Source organism: Olsenella uli DSM 7084, assembly GCF_000143845.1.
Lineage (GTDB): Bacteria > Actinomycetota > Coriobacteriia > Coriobacteriales > Atopobiaceae > Olsenella > Olsenella uli.
Genome location: NC_014363.1, coordinates 412296 through 426569 on the forward strand (window position 1 = coordinate 412296; position 14274 = coordinate 426569).

The window sequence follows — 14274 nt, forward strand, 5'->3', positions numbered from 1 at the left end:
CTCTGCTACCCTGAGGACACACGTCTTGCCTTTTGGCCGATGAGGCGTGCACCCTCCCTTTCGACGGCCTTGGGAGGTGACATGGCGACACGGTACGCATGCAGGCACGGGTGGCAGGGTCCTGCCGTCGCGGCGGCCCTGGTGGTCCCCGCGCTCCTTTCCTTGCGGTCATGGGGACCTTCCGTCGTGCCCGTGGTTCCCTATCCGCATGAGAGCCCGTTGGGGACCTCGGCCCTTATGGTCGTCGCCCTTCCCCTGCTCTCCCTGTGGGGCATCTCGGTCAGCCATCGCTGTGCGGACGCCGTCGTCAGGCGTCGGCTCCTGCTCATCGACATCCTGCTTGTCACCTGGAACATCGACGCGCTCGTCAAGTACACGGCCGTGTCGGACGCCGTCGTTGAGCTGTGCTGGTATCTCTATTACATTCCCATCGTGTACCTCCCCCTCCTTCTGGTCCTCGCCGCGCTGCGGGTGTCGGGCCTGGAGGGATGCCCGTGGGCCACCATTGTGCGCAGGGGTGCGGTGCTTGTGGGCGCCGCGCTCTTTGGTGCCGTGGCCACCAACGGTCTCCACGGCCTTGCCTTCGTCTTCGACCGGCTGGACCCCGCCTGGGACGTGAACTATGCCTATGGACCGGTTTATGCCGCCGTTCACGTGTGGACCGCGGTCATGCTGCTTGCCTTCCTTGCCCTCATCGTCATCCATGCCCGCAAGGCGCTGCGCCGCGTGGTTCTGCTGGTGGCCCTCGTCTTTGTGCTGGGCATCGCCTACTCGCTGCTGTATGCCCTGAGGGTTCCGCTTGCGTACCTGACCAACTACTGCCTGCTGTATACCTCCATCTCGGTCATCGTCGTGGAGGCCAGCCTCGACCTGGGTCTTCTGCCCTCGTATCGCGGTGTCGCCCGACTGTTCGAGGACCTCCCCCTCGATATCAAGATCCTTTCGCCCGAAGGTGCCACCGCCTTTGCGTCCCGCTCTGCCACCCCCCTCACGGAGCGGGCATGGCGTGCCTTGGCGGGCCTCGAGCTTCCCCGTGGGAGAATGACCAGCTTCAGGTTGCCCCTGCACCTCGTCTGCCATGCCTTTGGCATCCCCGGGGGCATGGCCGTCCTCACCGAGGACATCGCGGAGCTCGATGACCTGCGACGGGCCCTTGACCTGCGTCGTGAGGATCTTGAGCGGCATAACCGTGCCATCGAACGGGCTCGTGGCGTTCGCGAGGAGCTGTTGGCCCGTCGCATCGAGAGGGATCTGGTTGCCGACGTCGAGCCCCTGCTCTCGGAATCGGTCGACCTCATGCATGACATCCTGTCCTCGCTCCCAGATGCGGGGGACGAGACCTCGCGAGAAAGGCGTCGACGCCGGCTCGTCCTGGTGAAGCTGCTGGTCGCCTATTGCAAGCGCAGGGGCGCGCTCGCCCTTGCGGGGGACGGCGTCGACCCGCTGGGTGCCGAGCACCTGCATCTTTTGCTGGACGAGATCGTCGCCGACGTGCGCAGCGCGGGCATGGTCTGCGCGATGTCCGTCGACGTCTCGGGGAACCTGTCCAACGCATGCATGGGACAGCTCTATGACTGCATCCACGACCTCCTGATGCTGGTCAGCAAGGACGAGGGGGCGACCCTCATCGTCCATCTGGGAGAAGGCAGAGCGGGCCACATAGAGCTCAGGGCCGCGGTGGACGTGGGGGACGAGGAGGCCTGCGAGGCGCTGGGCCGCCAGCTGCGCGGGGACCCAGCGCACGGCCTTGCCGCATCCGCCGTCGATGTCGATGACACGGTCCTGCATGTCCATATGACGGTTTCCCGTGGTACGGTCATGTCCCAGGGGGAGGTGGGCGAGGCATGCTAGGCGGACCGCCGCATCCCGCTCTCCTGGTGTGCGAGCTGCTCGTGGTGCTGTTCTGCCTCGAGTCGGTCCTGCAGACCATCTACGTCGCATCGCTCTTCTCGCGCCAGGACCTCCCCCTGGGATCCATCCACTTGGCCCATGAGCTCTCGCTCGCGGGCGCGCTCGTGGTCACTGCCATCCTCTGCGTCGAGATGACGGAGGGGCCTGTCGTGCTCGTGGTGGAGTTTGGCGTCCTCGGCGTTCCGGTCGATGCCATGGCCGCAGTCGGGTACGCGTGCTTCGCCCTGGGAGCGCTGCGTGTCGTGGGGCCGTCATCGGGCATGGTGCCCTCCGTGCCGCCCTCCGAGGCGGAGGTGGGGGCCGGGCGCCCGGGACCTCTCCTGGGGACGCGCCTGGGCGTCGCCCTCGAGTCCGTGCTCGTGCTCCTTGCGACCACGCATGCGTCGCTGGTCGTCGGCGAGCATTGGTTCGTCTGCCTCGTCCTGTTGGCGGCGGCCATGCTCTATCGCACGGTCAGCCTCGTGCGGTGGGCGCATGACCGGCTGAACGGCTCCCTCACGTGCCTCTCACCCCTGCAGACGCTGTCCGAGCTGCCCGAGGGGGTCCTCTGCGTGACGAGGGACGGGCGGGTGCTCTTCATGAACGACTGCATGCGTCGTTGCCTCGCCACGCTGGGCCTCACGGCCGACCTGGGCGATCTGAGCGGGGCATGGGAGAAGATCGCGGCGGCTGCGATGGCGCACGATGGCGGCAGGGTGTCCGATGGCGGGGTGCGCGTGGGCGTCACCTCGGACGAGGTGCGCTACCTCATGCGCCATGACATGGTTGCGCTGGGTTCTGGCAGCGTATGCATCCTCGCCCTCGACATCACGGAGGAGGAGCGGCTGCGCCAGGGGGCCCAAGCCGTCAACCAGAGCCTCGAGGGGGCACGTCGCAGGCTTGTCGACTCGCTCGCGAACGTGGAGGAGACGGCTCGGATCGAGGCGCGCCTCACCATGCGGGCGCGCGTCCATGACGTGATCGGCCAGAGGCTCTCCATCCTCCACCGTTGCCTTGAGGACGGGGACGTCTCGGACGAGACGGTGGAGCACCTGCAGGTGCTCCTGGATGACATAACCTCCGATCTGCGTGACCCGCACGAGGCGAACCCTTGCAGGTCGCTCGACACGCTCGTGGCGGCCTTTGGCCTGGCGGGCGTGGACGTGCGCGTGACCGGGTCCCTGCCCGCAGGGCGCCCGGTCGCGGCGTTCTTCGTGAACACGTTGCGCGAGGCCTGCACCAATGCGGTGCGCCACGGGCAGGCGTGTCGGGTGTGGGTGCATCTGGACCAGACGGAGGAGCTTCTGCGCCTGAGGGTCACAAACGACGGCGTCTGTCCGGTGGACGGAAAGATCGACGAGCGCGGGGGACTGGGCGGCATGCGTCACGCGGCTGCGGCGCTGGGGGCGACGGTCCGCGTCACCGCGAGGCCACGCTTCGTCGTCAGCGTCGAGGTGCCGCTTGACCCAAGGCCCGTGTCGCGTTGAGGACGCAGAGGACCATGACCCCCACGTCGCCAAAGACGGCGAGCCACATGGGGGCGAGGCCCATGGTGGCGAGGATGAGGATGGCGACCTTGACCGCGATGGCAAAGGCGATGTTCTGGCGGGCGATCGCCAGCGTGTGTCGGGCGACGCGGATGGCCGTGGCTATCTTGGACGGCCGGTCGTCCATCAGGACGACGTCGGCCGCCTCGATGGCGGCATCCGATCCCATTGCGCCCATGGCGATGCCCACGTCGGCGCGTGCCAGCACGGGCGCGTCGTTGATGCCGTCGCCGACGAACGCCAGAGAGGCGCCCTCGCCCCTCTCCGCCAGCAGACGTTCGACGTCGTCGACCTTGTCGGCTGGCAGGAGCCCGGAGCGGCACTCGTCGATTCCAAGCTCCTTGGCCACGTGGGTGGCGACCTCCCTGCGGTCGCCCGTGAGCATGACTATGCGGCGGACGCCCTCTGCCCGAATGGAGCGTATGGCCTCGGCTGCGTCAGGCTTCACGCGGTCGGCTATGACGACGTGGCCGGCGTAGCTTCCGTCTATGGCCACATGGATCACGGTCCCGTCGTCGACGTGCCCCTCGCAGAGGGTCCATGCGGCTCCGACCTGGTCCATGAGCCTGGTGCTGCCCACGGCGACCCTCCGGCCGTTGACGCTTGCGACGACGCCGCGACCCGCGATCTCGGAGACGTCCGTGATGGAGCAGTCGTCCGCCTCGTCGGGATAGGCCTGGCGCAGGGCTGCTGCGATGGGGTGGGTCGAGTTCCTCTCGACATGGGCTGCCAGGTGCAGGAGCTGGTCTTCGTCGACGAGGGACGGATGCACGCCGCCCACCTCGAAGCTTCCTTGGGTGAGGGTCCCGGTCTTGTCGAACACGACGGTGTCCGCCGTGGCGAGGGCCTCCATGAAGTTGGAGCCCTTGATCAGGATGCCGCGGCTGGATGCGCCGCCGATGCCGGCAAAGAACGTCAGGGGCACGGAGAGCACCAGGGCGCAGGGGCAGGACACGACCAGGAAGGTCAGGGCGCGCAGCAGCCAGGTGGCGAAGTTGGCACCAAAGTCGCCGCTTGCGATGGGGGGGAGCAGGGCGACCACGATGGCCAGGCACACCACGACGGGTGTGTAGGCCCTCGCGAAGCGGCGGATGAATCCCTCGGAGCGGGACTTGTTCTGCCCGGCATCCTCGATCAGGCGCAGGATCTTGCTGGCGGTGGACTCCCCGAAGGACCGGGTCACCCGGACGCGCAGCACGCCGGACACATTGACGCAGCCAGAGACGACCTCGGATCCGACGGTGACGTCGCGTGGGAGGGACTCACCGGTCAGGGCGACGGTGTCGAGGCTCGACGCACCTTCGAGGACCACGCCGTCCAAGGGGACACGCTCGCCCGGCCTGATCACGATGGTCTCGCCCGGCCCCACGGATCCTGGGTCGACGACCTCGACCGCCCCCGCCCGCTCGACGCTTGCTGTGTCGGGGCGAATGTCCATGAGCTTGGCGACGGACTTGCGGCTGTTGTCCTCGGCCATCTCCTCGAAGAGCTCGCCGACCTCGAAGAACAGCATGACGAAGACGGCTTCGGCGAACATGGGCTCGCCGCCGGGTATGAAGCCGATGACCAGCGCTCCGATGGTCGCGACGGACATCAGGAAGTCCTCGTCGAAGGGGTCCCCGCGACCGATGTTCTCGGCCGCCTCACGCAGCGTCGAGGCGCCTGCGACGGCATAGCTGGGCAGGAAGGCCAGCAGTTGCAGCCAGAGGGGCAACTCGACGAGCCTCTGGAGGACGCTGGCCGCAAGCAGCAATGCGGCTGCCACGACGATCTTCCTCAGGCGCGCCTTGGGGTCCTCGTCCTGGTCAGCGTCGTGGCTGTGACAGCTGACCCCGGGCTCGTCATGCCCCTCGTCGTGACGGTGGCTGTGGTGTGCGGCGTGGTTGCAGCAGTGGCAGGACATCGTGCCCCCTAACGTAAACGTATGAACAATCGTTCATATATAACGATGCGAGCGTAGCATGTGGAGCACCTGCGGTCAACAGGAGCCGGTCGAGGGGGGTCCTGTCCCAGCGTTGGGCGCGCCCCTCTCGACAGGTCGTCCCTACTGGGATTTCTTGGCGGTAGTGACGGGGGTGAGGTCGAGATCGAGGTCGACCTTCCCGTTGATGCCGTCCACCGATCCCTTGCTGCTGTACTGCCAGAGCGCGAAGTTCAGGCCCATCGTGGGGTGGGACTCGTACTCGGCATACCAGAATCCGTAGGAGGTGAGGTCCTCGAGGTTGTAGTGGGCGAGGTCCACCTGGCTGCCGTAGACGACGGCGTGGTAGCCGCCCGCCTCGCAGGTGCGGCAGAACGCCGCCGCGACCTTCGTGAGCTGGTCCTGGGAGAGGCTGGAGACGCGGTCGGTCCCGCTGGCCCCGGGCTCGAGGTCGAAGGCGATGGGATAGGTGGTCGGCGTTCCGTTGAGCCTCCGGATGACGAACCCGGCCTCCTCGGCGGCCTCGTCCTCGTTGATGGCCTGGGAGTAGAAGTAGACGCCCACGTCGAGTCCGGCGGCCTGCGCACCCGAGAGGTTGGCGTCAAACGTGGCGTCGGGGGCGATGTTGCCCTCGACGGTACCGCGGTAGCCCGCGCGGATGTAGGCGAACTCGATGCCGTCGGCCGCGACCTTCGACCAGTCAATGCTCGCGTTGTGCTCGGACACGTCGACACCGAGGCGCGAGAGCGTCTCGCCATTCACCACATAGCTGTAGTGGTCGCCATTCTTGACGAGGTTGCTCCAGCTGAACGGGCTGTGGTAGAGGTCCGTCGAGCTGTCCAGACCGGTGGTGACGCGTACCTTCGACTGCTGGGCCATGCTCTCCGCCCACTGCCGGTCCTGCGACGAGCAGAGGACGAGCCGCAGCATGCTGAGCAGGAGTAGGATTGCCACGATGCCGATGACGGGCTTCAGGAAGGCGGCACGTGGCTTGGTGGCCGAGGCGGCCCTGCGCGCGCGACTGTTGCTGTACTCGCGCGCGGCGCCGGTGCGCTTCTGCGTCATGGTTTGGGCGCGCGTCGTGCGGGCGGGGTGCATGCGGTTGCGATTGGAATGGTCCTCGCGGCTCCCGCGCAGCTCGCGACTGACACCGCGCTCCGCGTGCGAGGCGCGGGCGCCCCTCGACGGGTGTGGGGAGGTGGCCCGTGACGTGTGGCTGTGGCTGCTGGAGCGCGTTGCTCCCCCGCGTCCGCGCGCGGTTGGCGCCTGGCGCTTTGTCGGCTTGCGGTCATTCATGGGCCCCTCCCCTCGCGTATCGGTGACAGGTGCATATGGGCCTCATTGTCGCATGGGGCATCCTGGCGCACGAGGATAGCTTTTGCAACTTCGCCGAGAGCACATCGGGCGATGGGGCCTGGTGTGGCTCTGAACCTGGTGTGGTTCCGAATGCGGGCCTGGTCATGGGTCTGGTTATGGATCGTGCGGGCCGCTTGGGACCTGGCCCTATCCGCGTGCGCGATCCGCGACCGCTCGGGCGACGACGTCGGCGACGGACTTGTCGAGTGCGGACGGGATGATGTTCCGGGCGCTCAGCTGGTTGTCAGGGACAAGCGACGCGAGGGCCTGTGCCGCTGCGACCTCCATCGCCTCGTTGATCTCCCTCGCCCGTGCGGCAAGTGCCCCCTTGAAGATGCCGGGAAACACGAGCACGTTGTTGATCTGGTTTGGGAAGTCCGAGCGACCGGTGCCCACGACTGCGGCACCGCCACGCAGTGCCTCGTCAGGCATGATCTCGGGGGTGGGGTTGGCCATGGGGAAGACGATGCCCTCGTTCATGCTGGCGACCATCTCGGCCGTCACGAGGCCTGGGCGAGAGACGCCGACGAAGGCGTCGGCACCCCTGAGCGCGTCGGCGAGAGTGCCGCGCTCGTGGTCGGCGTTGGTGACGTGGCTGATGGCCTCCTGGCCAGAGTTCAGACCCTCGTCGCCCTCGCAGACGATGCCGTTGACGTCGCACATGACGACGTTGCCAAAGCCCATGTGGGCGAGCAGCGCGCCGATGGCACAACCCGCTGCGCCTGCACCGTTGATGACGATCTTGACCTGTCCCATCCGCTTGCCGGTGACCTTGAGGGCGTTGATCATGGCTGCGGCCACCACGATGGCTGTGCCGTGCTGGTCGTCGTGGAAGACCGGTATGTCGCAGAGCTCCTTGAGCCTGCGCTCGATCTCGAAGCAGCGCGGGGCGGCGATGTCCTCGAGGTTGATGCCGCCAAAGGACTTGCTGATGAGGTAGACGGTGCGGACGAACTCGTCCACGTCGTGGGTGTCGATGCAGAGGGGGAAGGCGTCGACGTCGCCGAACTCCTTGAAGAGGGCGCACTTGCCCTCCATGACGGGCATGCCTGCGGCGGGCCCGATGTCTCCCAGGCCGAGGATGGCGGTGCCGTCCGTGATGACGGCGACCATGTTGCCACGACGTGTGAGGTCCCAGGACTTGGAGTAGTCTGCTTGGATCTGCCGGCAGGGCTCTGCGACGCCGGGCGTGTAGAGCAGAGACAGGTCGTCGCGGGTCTCCACATGCCTGCGAGAGATGACCTCGATCTTGCCGTGCAGCTGCTCGTGGAGCTCTAGGCTCCGCCTGCTGGTGTCATCCATGCGCTAGACCATCTCCTCGGGTCTGAAGACCTTGTCGAACTCTGCCTCCGTCAGGTAACCCAGGGCGACTGCAGCCGTACGCAGGCTCGTGCTCTCGTCGAAGGCCTTGTGTGCGACACGTGCCGCGTTCTCGTATCCAATATAGGGGTTGAGGCAGGTGACGAGCATGAGCGAGTGGTGGAGGTTGTCGCTCATCCTGTCGCGGTTGGCACGAATGCCTGCGGCGCAGTTGTGGTCAAACGAGCGGATGGCGTCTGCCAGGAGACATGCGGACTGCAGGTAGTCGTAGGCGATGACGGGCATGAAGACGTTGAGCTCGAAGTTGCCCTGGCTCGCGGCCATGCCGATCGCGGCGTCGTTCCCCATGACCTGGACGGCCACCATCGTGACGGCCTCGCATTGGGTGGGGTTGACCTTGCCGGGCATGATGGAGCTACCAGGCTCGTTGGCGGGAATCGTGATCTCGCCCAGGCCCAGGCGTGGGCCGGACGCCAGCCAGCGGACGTCGTTGGCGACCTTCATCATGTTTGCGGCGAGCGCCTTCATGGCTCCGTGGCTGAACACGAGCGCATCCTTGCCCGTGAGCGCATGGAACTTGTTGGGGTCGCTCACGAAGGGCTCGCCTGTGATGTCGGCGATCTTTCGGGCGACCAGCGCATCGAAGCCTGCGGGTGCGTTGAGGCCGGTTCCCACGGCGGTTCCTCCGAGGGCGAGGCGACAGAGGCCGGGCAGGCTCGCCTCGAGCTGCTCGATGCCCGCCTCGACGAGGCCCCGCCAGCCGCTGATCTCCTGGCTGAATGCGATGGGCACCGCATCCTGCAGGTGGGTGCGGCCGCTCTTGACGATGCCCGTGTTCTTCTCCTCGAGCAGCCTGAAGGTCTGGGCAAGCTCCCGCGCGGCGGGGATGAGCCGCCGTTTGACCGCAAGGACTGCGGCAATGTGCATGGCGGTGGGGAAGGTGTCGTTGGAGGACTGGGAGCGGTTGACCGAGTCGTTGGGATGGATGGGCCTCTCCAGCGCGACCCCGTGCTCGTCGGCGGGCCGGCTGGCTTGGCTGACGATTGGGCTTGCCCGGTTGGCGATCTGGTTCGCCCGTCGCGCGATGACCTCGTTGAGGTTCATGTTCGTCTGCGTGCCCGAACCGGTCTGCCAGACCTTGAGGGGGAACTCTCGTTCGTGCGCTCCGGAGAGGATCTCGTCGCAGGCGGCTTCGATGGCTCTGGCGTCGGCGGCGGGAAGGCAGCCCAGCTCGGCGTTGGCCTGGGCGGCCGCCTTCTTCAGGATGGCGAATGCGCGGATGATGCCACCGGGCATGGTCTCGGTCCCGATCCTGAAGTTCTCGAGGGAGCGTTGCGTCTGCGCGCCCCAGAGCGCCGCGGCGGGCACGCGGACCTCGCCCATGGAGTCGTGCTCTATACGGAAGCCATCCGCCTCACCCGTCTCCCCACACATGTGCACCATCCCTCTGTCACTTGTCCCCTGGTTGCGGCATCCGGTTGCACTCGGGCCGCTCAGGTCCAAGCATAGCGCTTGTCGGCATGCCCCTGGGCGGCCCAGACGGCGAGCGTGGCTCGGAAGCCGCAACGGCTCGGAAGTGGCAATGGCTCGAAAGCGGTAAGCTATCTGTGATGCTCCTTCAGCGGATGCCGTTCTCAGGGGGATGCCATGGAAGGCACCACGAAGTCCAATTCCGAGGTGGCCGCCCGTCACGCGCAGGAGCTCTCCTCACAGTTCTCCCCTGGTGTCGTGGAGGTTGTCGGCAATGACAACACTCTCGCCGAGAGTGGCGTGCACTCAAGTGCCGACGAGCTCGCCAGGGCGATGCGCGGTCTCGTCCAGGCCCTCGGCGCGGATGCCGATGCCATCGGGTCTGCCGCAGCGACCTTTGACGAATGGGACGAGGGCCAGACCTACTGAGGCCAAAATGCCAGGTGCCAAGGGCGGGGCGTCGATCGAGGCCAAAGCCACCGGAACGAGGAGGTCCCCCGATGATCCAAATCAGGCCGTCGGCCGTGCAGGCGCAGATCGAGGGCAAGTACGGGGTCATGAGTGCGTTGAGTGACGAGTGCGAGCGCATCGGCCGTGCGGCGCAGTCGTTCGCGGACGAGGAGGCGCTGACGGGTCCGGGGTGGGATGCGGCGAAGAGCCGCATCGCAGCGTACTCGAAGCTGACCGCTGCCATGGTGTATGCCTGTGGGATCATCGGGATCGCCGACAGGCATGTCTTCTCTGCCCTCAGCTCGCGCTTCGGGAGCACGTCGGCCGTCGACGAGGAGGAATGGCTCCAGATGCAGCAGGAGGCCCGACACATGCTCGCTCAGGCCGAGTCGATCCTGAGCTCGTCGACGAGCCGTGGCACGGGACAAGATGGCGCGCTTGGCGAGTACGCGAGCGCGATCCCCGGGTACTTGGAGAGGATCCGGCGCGCCGGCGAGGTGCTCTCGAAGATCTACTCGTACTGCGAGGAGACGAACGGGCTCTATTCCGACGACGAGCTATCGGGCCTGTGCAACTTGGTGGCTCGTGGCACCAGGGCTCTCGCGTCGAGCGGCTTCGATGGCCAGACGTGCTCCTGGTCGGCATGGGATGACGGTTGGGTGGGTGAGCTGGACGTAGTGGTACAGGGCATTGCTGCGTGCGACCCCATGAGCGAAACGGGTGCGGTGGATACCGACGAAGTCTCTCGCGCACTGTACATGATGCGTGCGTTCCCCGAGGGCTCTGCCCCCTACGAGAGTGCCAAGAGGATGCTGGAAGCGGCCCTTGGCAAGATAATGGAGATGGATGAGGGGGTCAGGCGGGCCGCGCTTGCGTGTTTCGCGCAGTCCGGGCTGGTAACGGGGGCTAGGGACGAGTACGGTTACCTCAGCCCCCAGTGCAGCGACGAGTTGGGGACCATCCTGCAGGAGACGGGGACCAGCTGGGATGTCTTCCTGGCCGATGCCGGCTACGACGAGCACGAGGGCGCCGATGACCTGGACGTTGCCGATACGGCGATAGGCACGGTCGTGTCGGGCCTGTTCGAAGCGTCCATGTGGTCTTATGGTCTTGAAGAGCTCGCCAAGGGCTTCAGTACCATTGGTGGTGTGACGTCTGCCACCTTCCTTCTCGCTGAGACGATGCATTCCTATCAGGATGCATACGATGACGCCTTCTACCTGGACGAGCGATCCCGCAGGATACACGCTCGCTCTGAGCTTGATAACACACTTGTGACTGGGGCGGGATCGATTGTAATTTGCGGGTTTATTGGATCAGGGATCGGAGGAGCTGCAGGTGCGGCTATTGGTGCTTTTGGGGGAGCTGCCCTTTCGGTGGGAATGAGTGTGGTTGGTGCTGACAAGGAGGTTCATGGAATGTTAGACCCAATGTTTGATGACTATGCTGCCTGGCTTAATGATTCTGAGAGAGAGCTGTGATGGATGTGTCGAGCTCCGGGGGTAGGCGAATCGCCTCCACCTTCGTCGTGGACGCTGACTTCTATCGCCTCTACGCGAGACATACGATGTCCAAGCGGGTATTTGCTATCCTCCTTGCGGTGGGTGTTGCTGCTGTATGGGCGAGCTTTCTCGTTTTGCGCCTTCCACACGGGAGCCTGCGTGTGCACCTTCGCGTTATCTTCATCGTAATTTCGTTTTGGGGGTTCTGGCAGTTCTCTACCACCTCCATCGCACTGGTTCGCTCTCATCACCTGCAGCGCGTCGAGATTCACATGGTGGGCGGCAAGTGGTGCGAGGGCGTGCTCGTGATGGCAGAGGTGACAGACTCCTCCGCATCGGTGAGCAGGTCTGCCACCGAGTGCGGCAGTGGGGAGAGGCCTCCCAGCAAGCGCGTGCGGAAGATGACCGAGGGACGTTACCGCGACTTCCCGCTGCTTGAGGGTACGTATTCCCTCGACGAGGTGACGAGGGTTGTCTGGTCGGAAGGGTACGCCCTGCTCGTCGTTGGGGGGATGGCGAGGACGCTCCCCTCGGAGACCTATAGGGCTATGGGCATCCGTGAGGCCCCGGCGATACCCGTGGCGCTTGGGCCTCTGGGCGAGGACGGGCGGCGGCGCCTGCGCGCCCTGCTTGACGAGCGCGGCATACCCGTCCGGCGCGTGCGTCGTTAGCCCGGGGCGCATCGCTGGCGCAGGAGAGACAGGAGGTCGTTATGCAGGATGGTCACGCTAGGGGCGTTGGTGCGGATGACTGGCTCCCGCTCGGAAGCGTCGTCACGCTCAGGGGCGCCCGTCACCAGGTGATGATCTACGGACGGCGCCAGCGCGTCCAGGGTGCCGTGGGGGCGGATGCATCCGATGACGCCACGGGGGTGGCGCCTATGGATGGGCGCGAGTGGGACTACGTGGCGTGTCCGTGGCCCGAGGGCAACATGGGCCCTGGCCACACCTACCTCTTTGATGCCGAAAGCATCGATACCGTGTGGTTTCTGGGCTATCAGAACCGTGACGAGTTCAGCATGCGCAGGCGACTTGGTACTGAGCCAAGTGCGGAGGGGCGGCATGGGCTGGCAGAATAACGATGGCGAGCGCTATGCGGAGGGTGCGGAGGATGAGCGTTACGTGGCCAGGTATCGGCAGTGCTGCCTTGACATAGAGCTGCGAGAGGACGGGCTGCGCAACCGCGAACGGAGGGCCTACGAAGAGCTCGATGCCCTAGAGCTCCTGCATGCCGAGAGCCGGCGTTGGGTCGAGCGCTACCAGTCCCTCACCGAGGGCATGCCAGGCGAGGCTGCGAGCGTCGCGTGGATGTACGAGGGGCTCAGTGCGGACGAGCAGGGCCTCTGGCGCTGTCATGACAGGCTCGATGAGCAGTTTGCGAAGGAGCGCAGACGTCTTGAGGATGAGCGCGAGAGCGTCGAGCTTGGGTGGCGCACCCATTGGAGGGGCCGTGGGGCCTAGCGGAGCCCTGAGGCCTCGGAGGCCGTGGGGCCTAGCGGAGGCCGTGATCATCGCACCGGGATCATCAACTTTCGCGCCGATGCCGCCAGAAGTGAGTACCTGCCCCTCGGAAGTGAGTATCTGGTACTCACTTCTGGTGATCCTGTCAATGCGTGTACCTGTGGATACTCTGAGAAACACGTGTTTGTCGAATGTCATATGTCCGCAAGGAGTACCAAAAAGTACTCACTTCTATTAGTTGAGTACTCACTTCTGATGAAGTGTATGCCTCTGACAGCTGGGCATCCACTCCTAATAAACTCCTAGTAATGAACTCCTAGTCAGTAACAGTAAGTGACTTCTGGCGATTGAACCCATGTTTCGCGGGCTCGAGGCCTGCGGTCCTGCGTATCACCTGCGCGATCTGCATTGCCTCTCTCACAGCCGTCCCATCCGCTCGCCGTCCTTCGCAAGCGTTCTCAACTCCCAGGCCCTGGCGACCCCACATGGCCTGGTGGCTCTGCGGACTGGTACCTGCATAGACTGGTGATCACATGGGCTGATGGTTTGGAGTCCGCACCCAGCCGAGCAACTTAGCGCGAGCGGCTCTCACTTCGGGATCTTCGCTCTCAACCGAGGTCCTAAGACACCTCGACAGGCGTTTCATCAGGCGCATCATGTCGGCCTGGCTCCTGAAATGAAGGCTTGATGCCGTGACCACCTCGTATCCGATGGCTCTCAGTCCATCCGCCCGGTCTTTGTCTCGTTCGAGCTCCTCCTCGTTTGCGTGGAACGTCCTGCTGTCGTACTCGCAGATCACGCTCGTGCCGCAGAACAGTATGTCAGGACTCCGGTTTGTGCCACCTGTGAGCTTGGCATCCTCCCCCTGGAACAAGAGGTCCGCGTTAAGCGTAAAGTCCCCCATCCAGTAGCCGCCCTCCTTGGGTGAAAGTCCCAGGAGCATCGCGAGGTCGCTCTCGCGTGGGGACGCGCTACCGTCCCTCAGGTGGCGAAGTACCTCGCCCACCCTCGCAGAGCCACGCAACCCTTTTGCTTCCATAAGAAATCGCTTGATTGCATCGACTGAGGTCAGCGGTTCAAGGTGTGAGGCGAAGCCGGCTTCCAGGGACGGATCGAGGCAGTAGCTGCCACAGAGCTCGTACGCCAGGGCGATGAGTTCCCAGGGGGACAGGTTGGAGGAGAGCAACGTGAGCAGAAGCTCCGGCGACGGCAGGTACACGCCGTTGGCGAGTAGGAAGAACGACCCCTCTGGGAACTCGCCTGTCAGCAGGTGATGCCGAACTCCCTTGATGCGGTGTCGCTGGCTGCGCTTTGCCACGAGGACGTCGAGCTGCCCGAGCGGAGCCTGCGGGCCGTCC

12 protein-coding genes are annotated in these 14274 nt (G+C 65.3%); 7 read left to right on the forward strand and 5 right to left on the reverse strand.

What is annotated here, in order from left to right; genetic code table 11:
* The first annotated feature begins 81 nt into the window (after window positions 1–81).
* Window positions 82–1851 (forward strand): hypothetical protein, encoded by a 1770-nt coding sequence (locus tag OLSU_RS01865; protein WP_013251251.1) that lies wholly within the window; start codon window positions 82–84, stop codon window positions 1849–1851.
* Entirely contained in the window at window positions 1845–3377 is a 1533-nt protein-coding gene (locus tag OLSU_RS01870; protein WP_013251252.1) for a sensor histidine kinase, read from the forward strand. Before OLSU_RS01865 ends, OLSU_RS01870 begins: the two co-directional genes overlap by 7 nt.
* Here OLSU_RS01870 and OLSU_RS01875 read toward each other — a convergent pair.
* The 4 genes from OLSU_RS01875 to fumC form a co-directional block, all read right to left on the reverse strand.
* A complete protein-coding gene (locus OLSU_RS01875) occupies window positions 3334–5340 on the reverse strand; it encodes a heavy metal translocating P-type ATPase (RefSeq protein ID WP_013251253.1) in 2007 nt (668 codons plus the stop codon). The genes OLSU_RS01870 and OLSU_RS01875 overlap by 44 nt on opposite strands.
* 141 nt (window positions 5341–5481) lie before the next feature.
* Window positions 5482–6654 carry a glycoside hydrolase family 25 protein gene (locus OLSU_RS01880; RefSeq protein ID WP_013251254.1) on the reverse strand — a complete coding sequence of 391 codons (1173 nt, stop codon included), beginning with the start codon at window positions 6652–6654 and terminating at the stop codon, window positions 5482–5484.
* A gap of 207 nt (window positions 6655–6861) precedes the next feature.
* Window positions 6862–8016, reverse strand: coding sequence for an NAD(P)-dependent malic enzyme (locus tag OLSU_RS01885; protein ID WP_013251255.1), 1155 nt, complete (start codon window positions 8014–8016; stop codon window positions 6862–6864).
* A gap of 3 nt (window positions 8017–8019) precedes the next feature.
* Window positions 8020–9468, reverse strand: coding sequence for a class II fumarate hydratase (gene fumC / locus OLSU_RS01890; protein WP_013251256.1), 1449 nt, complete (start codon window positions 9466–9468; stop codon window positions 8020–8022).
* 213 nt (window positions 9469–9681) lie between these two features.
* Between fumC and OLSU_RS01895 the strand changes: the two genes are divergently transcribed.
* The 5 genes from OLSU_RS01895 to OLSU_RS01915 all read left to right on the forward strand — a co-directional run bounded on the left by OLSU_RS01895 (window position 9682) and on the right by OLSU_RS01915 (window position 12916).
* Window positions 9682–9933, forward strand: coding sequence for a hypothetical protein (locus OLSU_RS01895; RefSeq protein WP_013251257.1), 252 nt, complete (start codon window positions 9682–9684; stop codon window positions 9931–9933).
* Window positions 9934–10004: 71 nt separating this feature from the next.
* Window positions 10005–11435, forward strand: a complete 1431-nt coding sequence (locus OLSU_RS01900) for a hypothetical protein (RefSeq protein ID WP_013251258.1) — start codon at window positions 10005–10007, stop codon at window positions 11433–11435.
* 182 nt (window positions 11436–11617) lie between these two features.
* Window positions 11618–12127, forward strand: a complete 510-nt coding sequence (locus OLSU_RS01905) for a hypothetical protein (RefSeq protein WP_148219035.1) — start codon at window positions 11618–11620, stop codon at window positions 12125–12127.
* Window positions 12128–12168: 41 nt separating this feature from the next.
* The gene (locus OLSU_RS01910; RefSeq protein WP_013251260.1) at window positions 12169–12534 is read left to right on the forward strand and encodes a DUF4176 domain-containing protein; all 366 of its coding nucleotides are present in this window, start codon (window positions 12169–12171) and stop codon (window positions 12532–12534) included.
* A complete protein-coding gene (locus OLSU_RS01915; protein WP_013251261.1) occupies window positions 12518–12916 on the forward strand; it encodes a hypothetical protein in 399 nt (132 codons plus the stop codon). Before OLSU_RS01910 ends, OLSU_RS01915 begins: the two co-directional genes overlap by 17 nt.
* A 529-nt stretch (window positions 12917–13445) precedes the next feature.
* On the opposite strand, the gene OLSU_RS01920 is transcribed toward OLSU_RS01915, so the two are convergent.
* Window positions 13446–14234 carry a hypothetical protein gene (locus OLSU_RS01920; RefSeq protein ID WP_148219036.1) on the reverse strand — a complete coding sequence of 263 codons (789 nt, stop codon included), beginning with the start codon at window positions 14232–14234 and terminating at the stop codon, window positions 13446–13448.
* Window positions 14235–14274: the final 40 nt, after the last annotated feature.

What these genes read in the sequence shown, in the direction of transcription:
- OLSU_RS01865 (WP_013251251.1), top strand. Translation starts at nt 82, where the DNA reads ATGGCGACACGGTACGCATGCAGGCACGGGTGGCAGGGTCCTGCCGTC.
- OLSU_RS01870 (WP_013251252.1), top strand. Translation starts at nt 1,845, where the DNA reads ATGCTAGGCGGACCGCCGCATCCCGCTCTCCTGGTGTGCGAGCTGCTC.
- OLSU_RS01875 (WP_013251253.1), bottom strand. Translation starts at nt 5,340, where the DNA reads ATGTCCTGCCACTGCTGCAACCACGCCGCACACCACAGCCACCGTCAC.
- OLSU_RS01880 (WP_013251254.1), bottom strand. Translation starts at nt 6,654, where the DNA reads ATGAATGACCGCAAGCCGACAAAGCGCCAGGCGCCAACCGCGCGCGGA.
- OLSU_RS01885 (WP_013251255.1), bottom strand. Translation starts at nt 8,016, where the DNA reads ATGGATGACACCAGCAGGCGGAGCCTAGAGCTCCACGAGCAGCTGCAC.
- fumC (WP_013251256.1), bottom strand. Translation starts at nt 9,468, where the DNA reads ATGTGTGGGGAGACGGGTGAGGCGGATGGCTTCCGTATAGAGCACGAC.
- OLSU_RS01895 (WP_013251257.1), top strand. Translation starts at nt 9,682, where the DNA reads ATGGAAGGCACCACGAAGTCCAATTCCGAGGTGGCCGCCCGTCACGCG.
- OLSU_RS01900 (WP_013251258.1), top strand. Translation starts at nt 10,005, where the DNA reads ATGATCCAAATCAGGCCGTCGGCCGTGCAGGCGCAGATCGAGGGCAAG.
- OLSU_RS01910 (WP_013251260.1), top strand. Translation starts at nt 12,169, where the DNA reads ATGCAGGATGGTCACGCTAGGGGCGTTGGTGCGGATGACTGGCTCCCG.
- OLSU_RS01915 (WP_013251261.1), top strand. Translation starts at nt 12,518, where the DNA reads ATGGGCTGGCAGAATAACGATGGCGAGCGCTATGCGGAGGGTGCGGAG.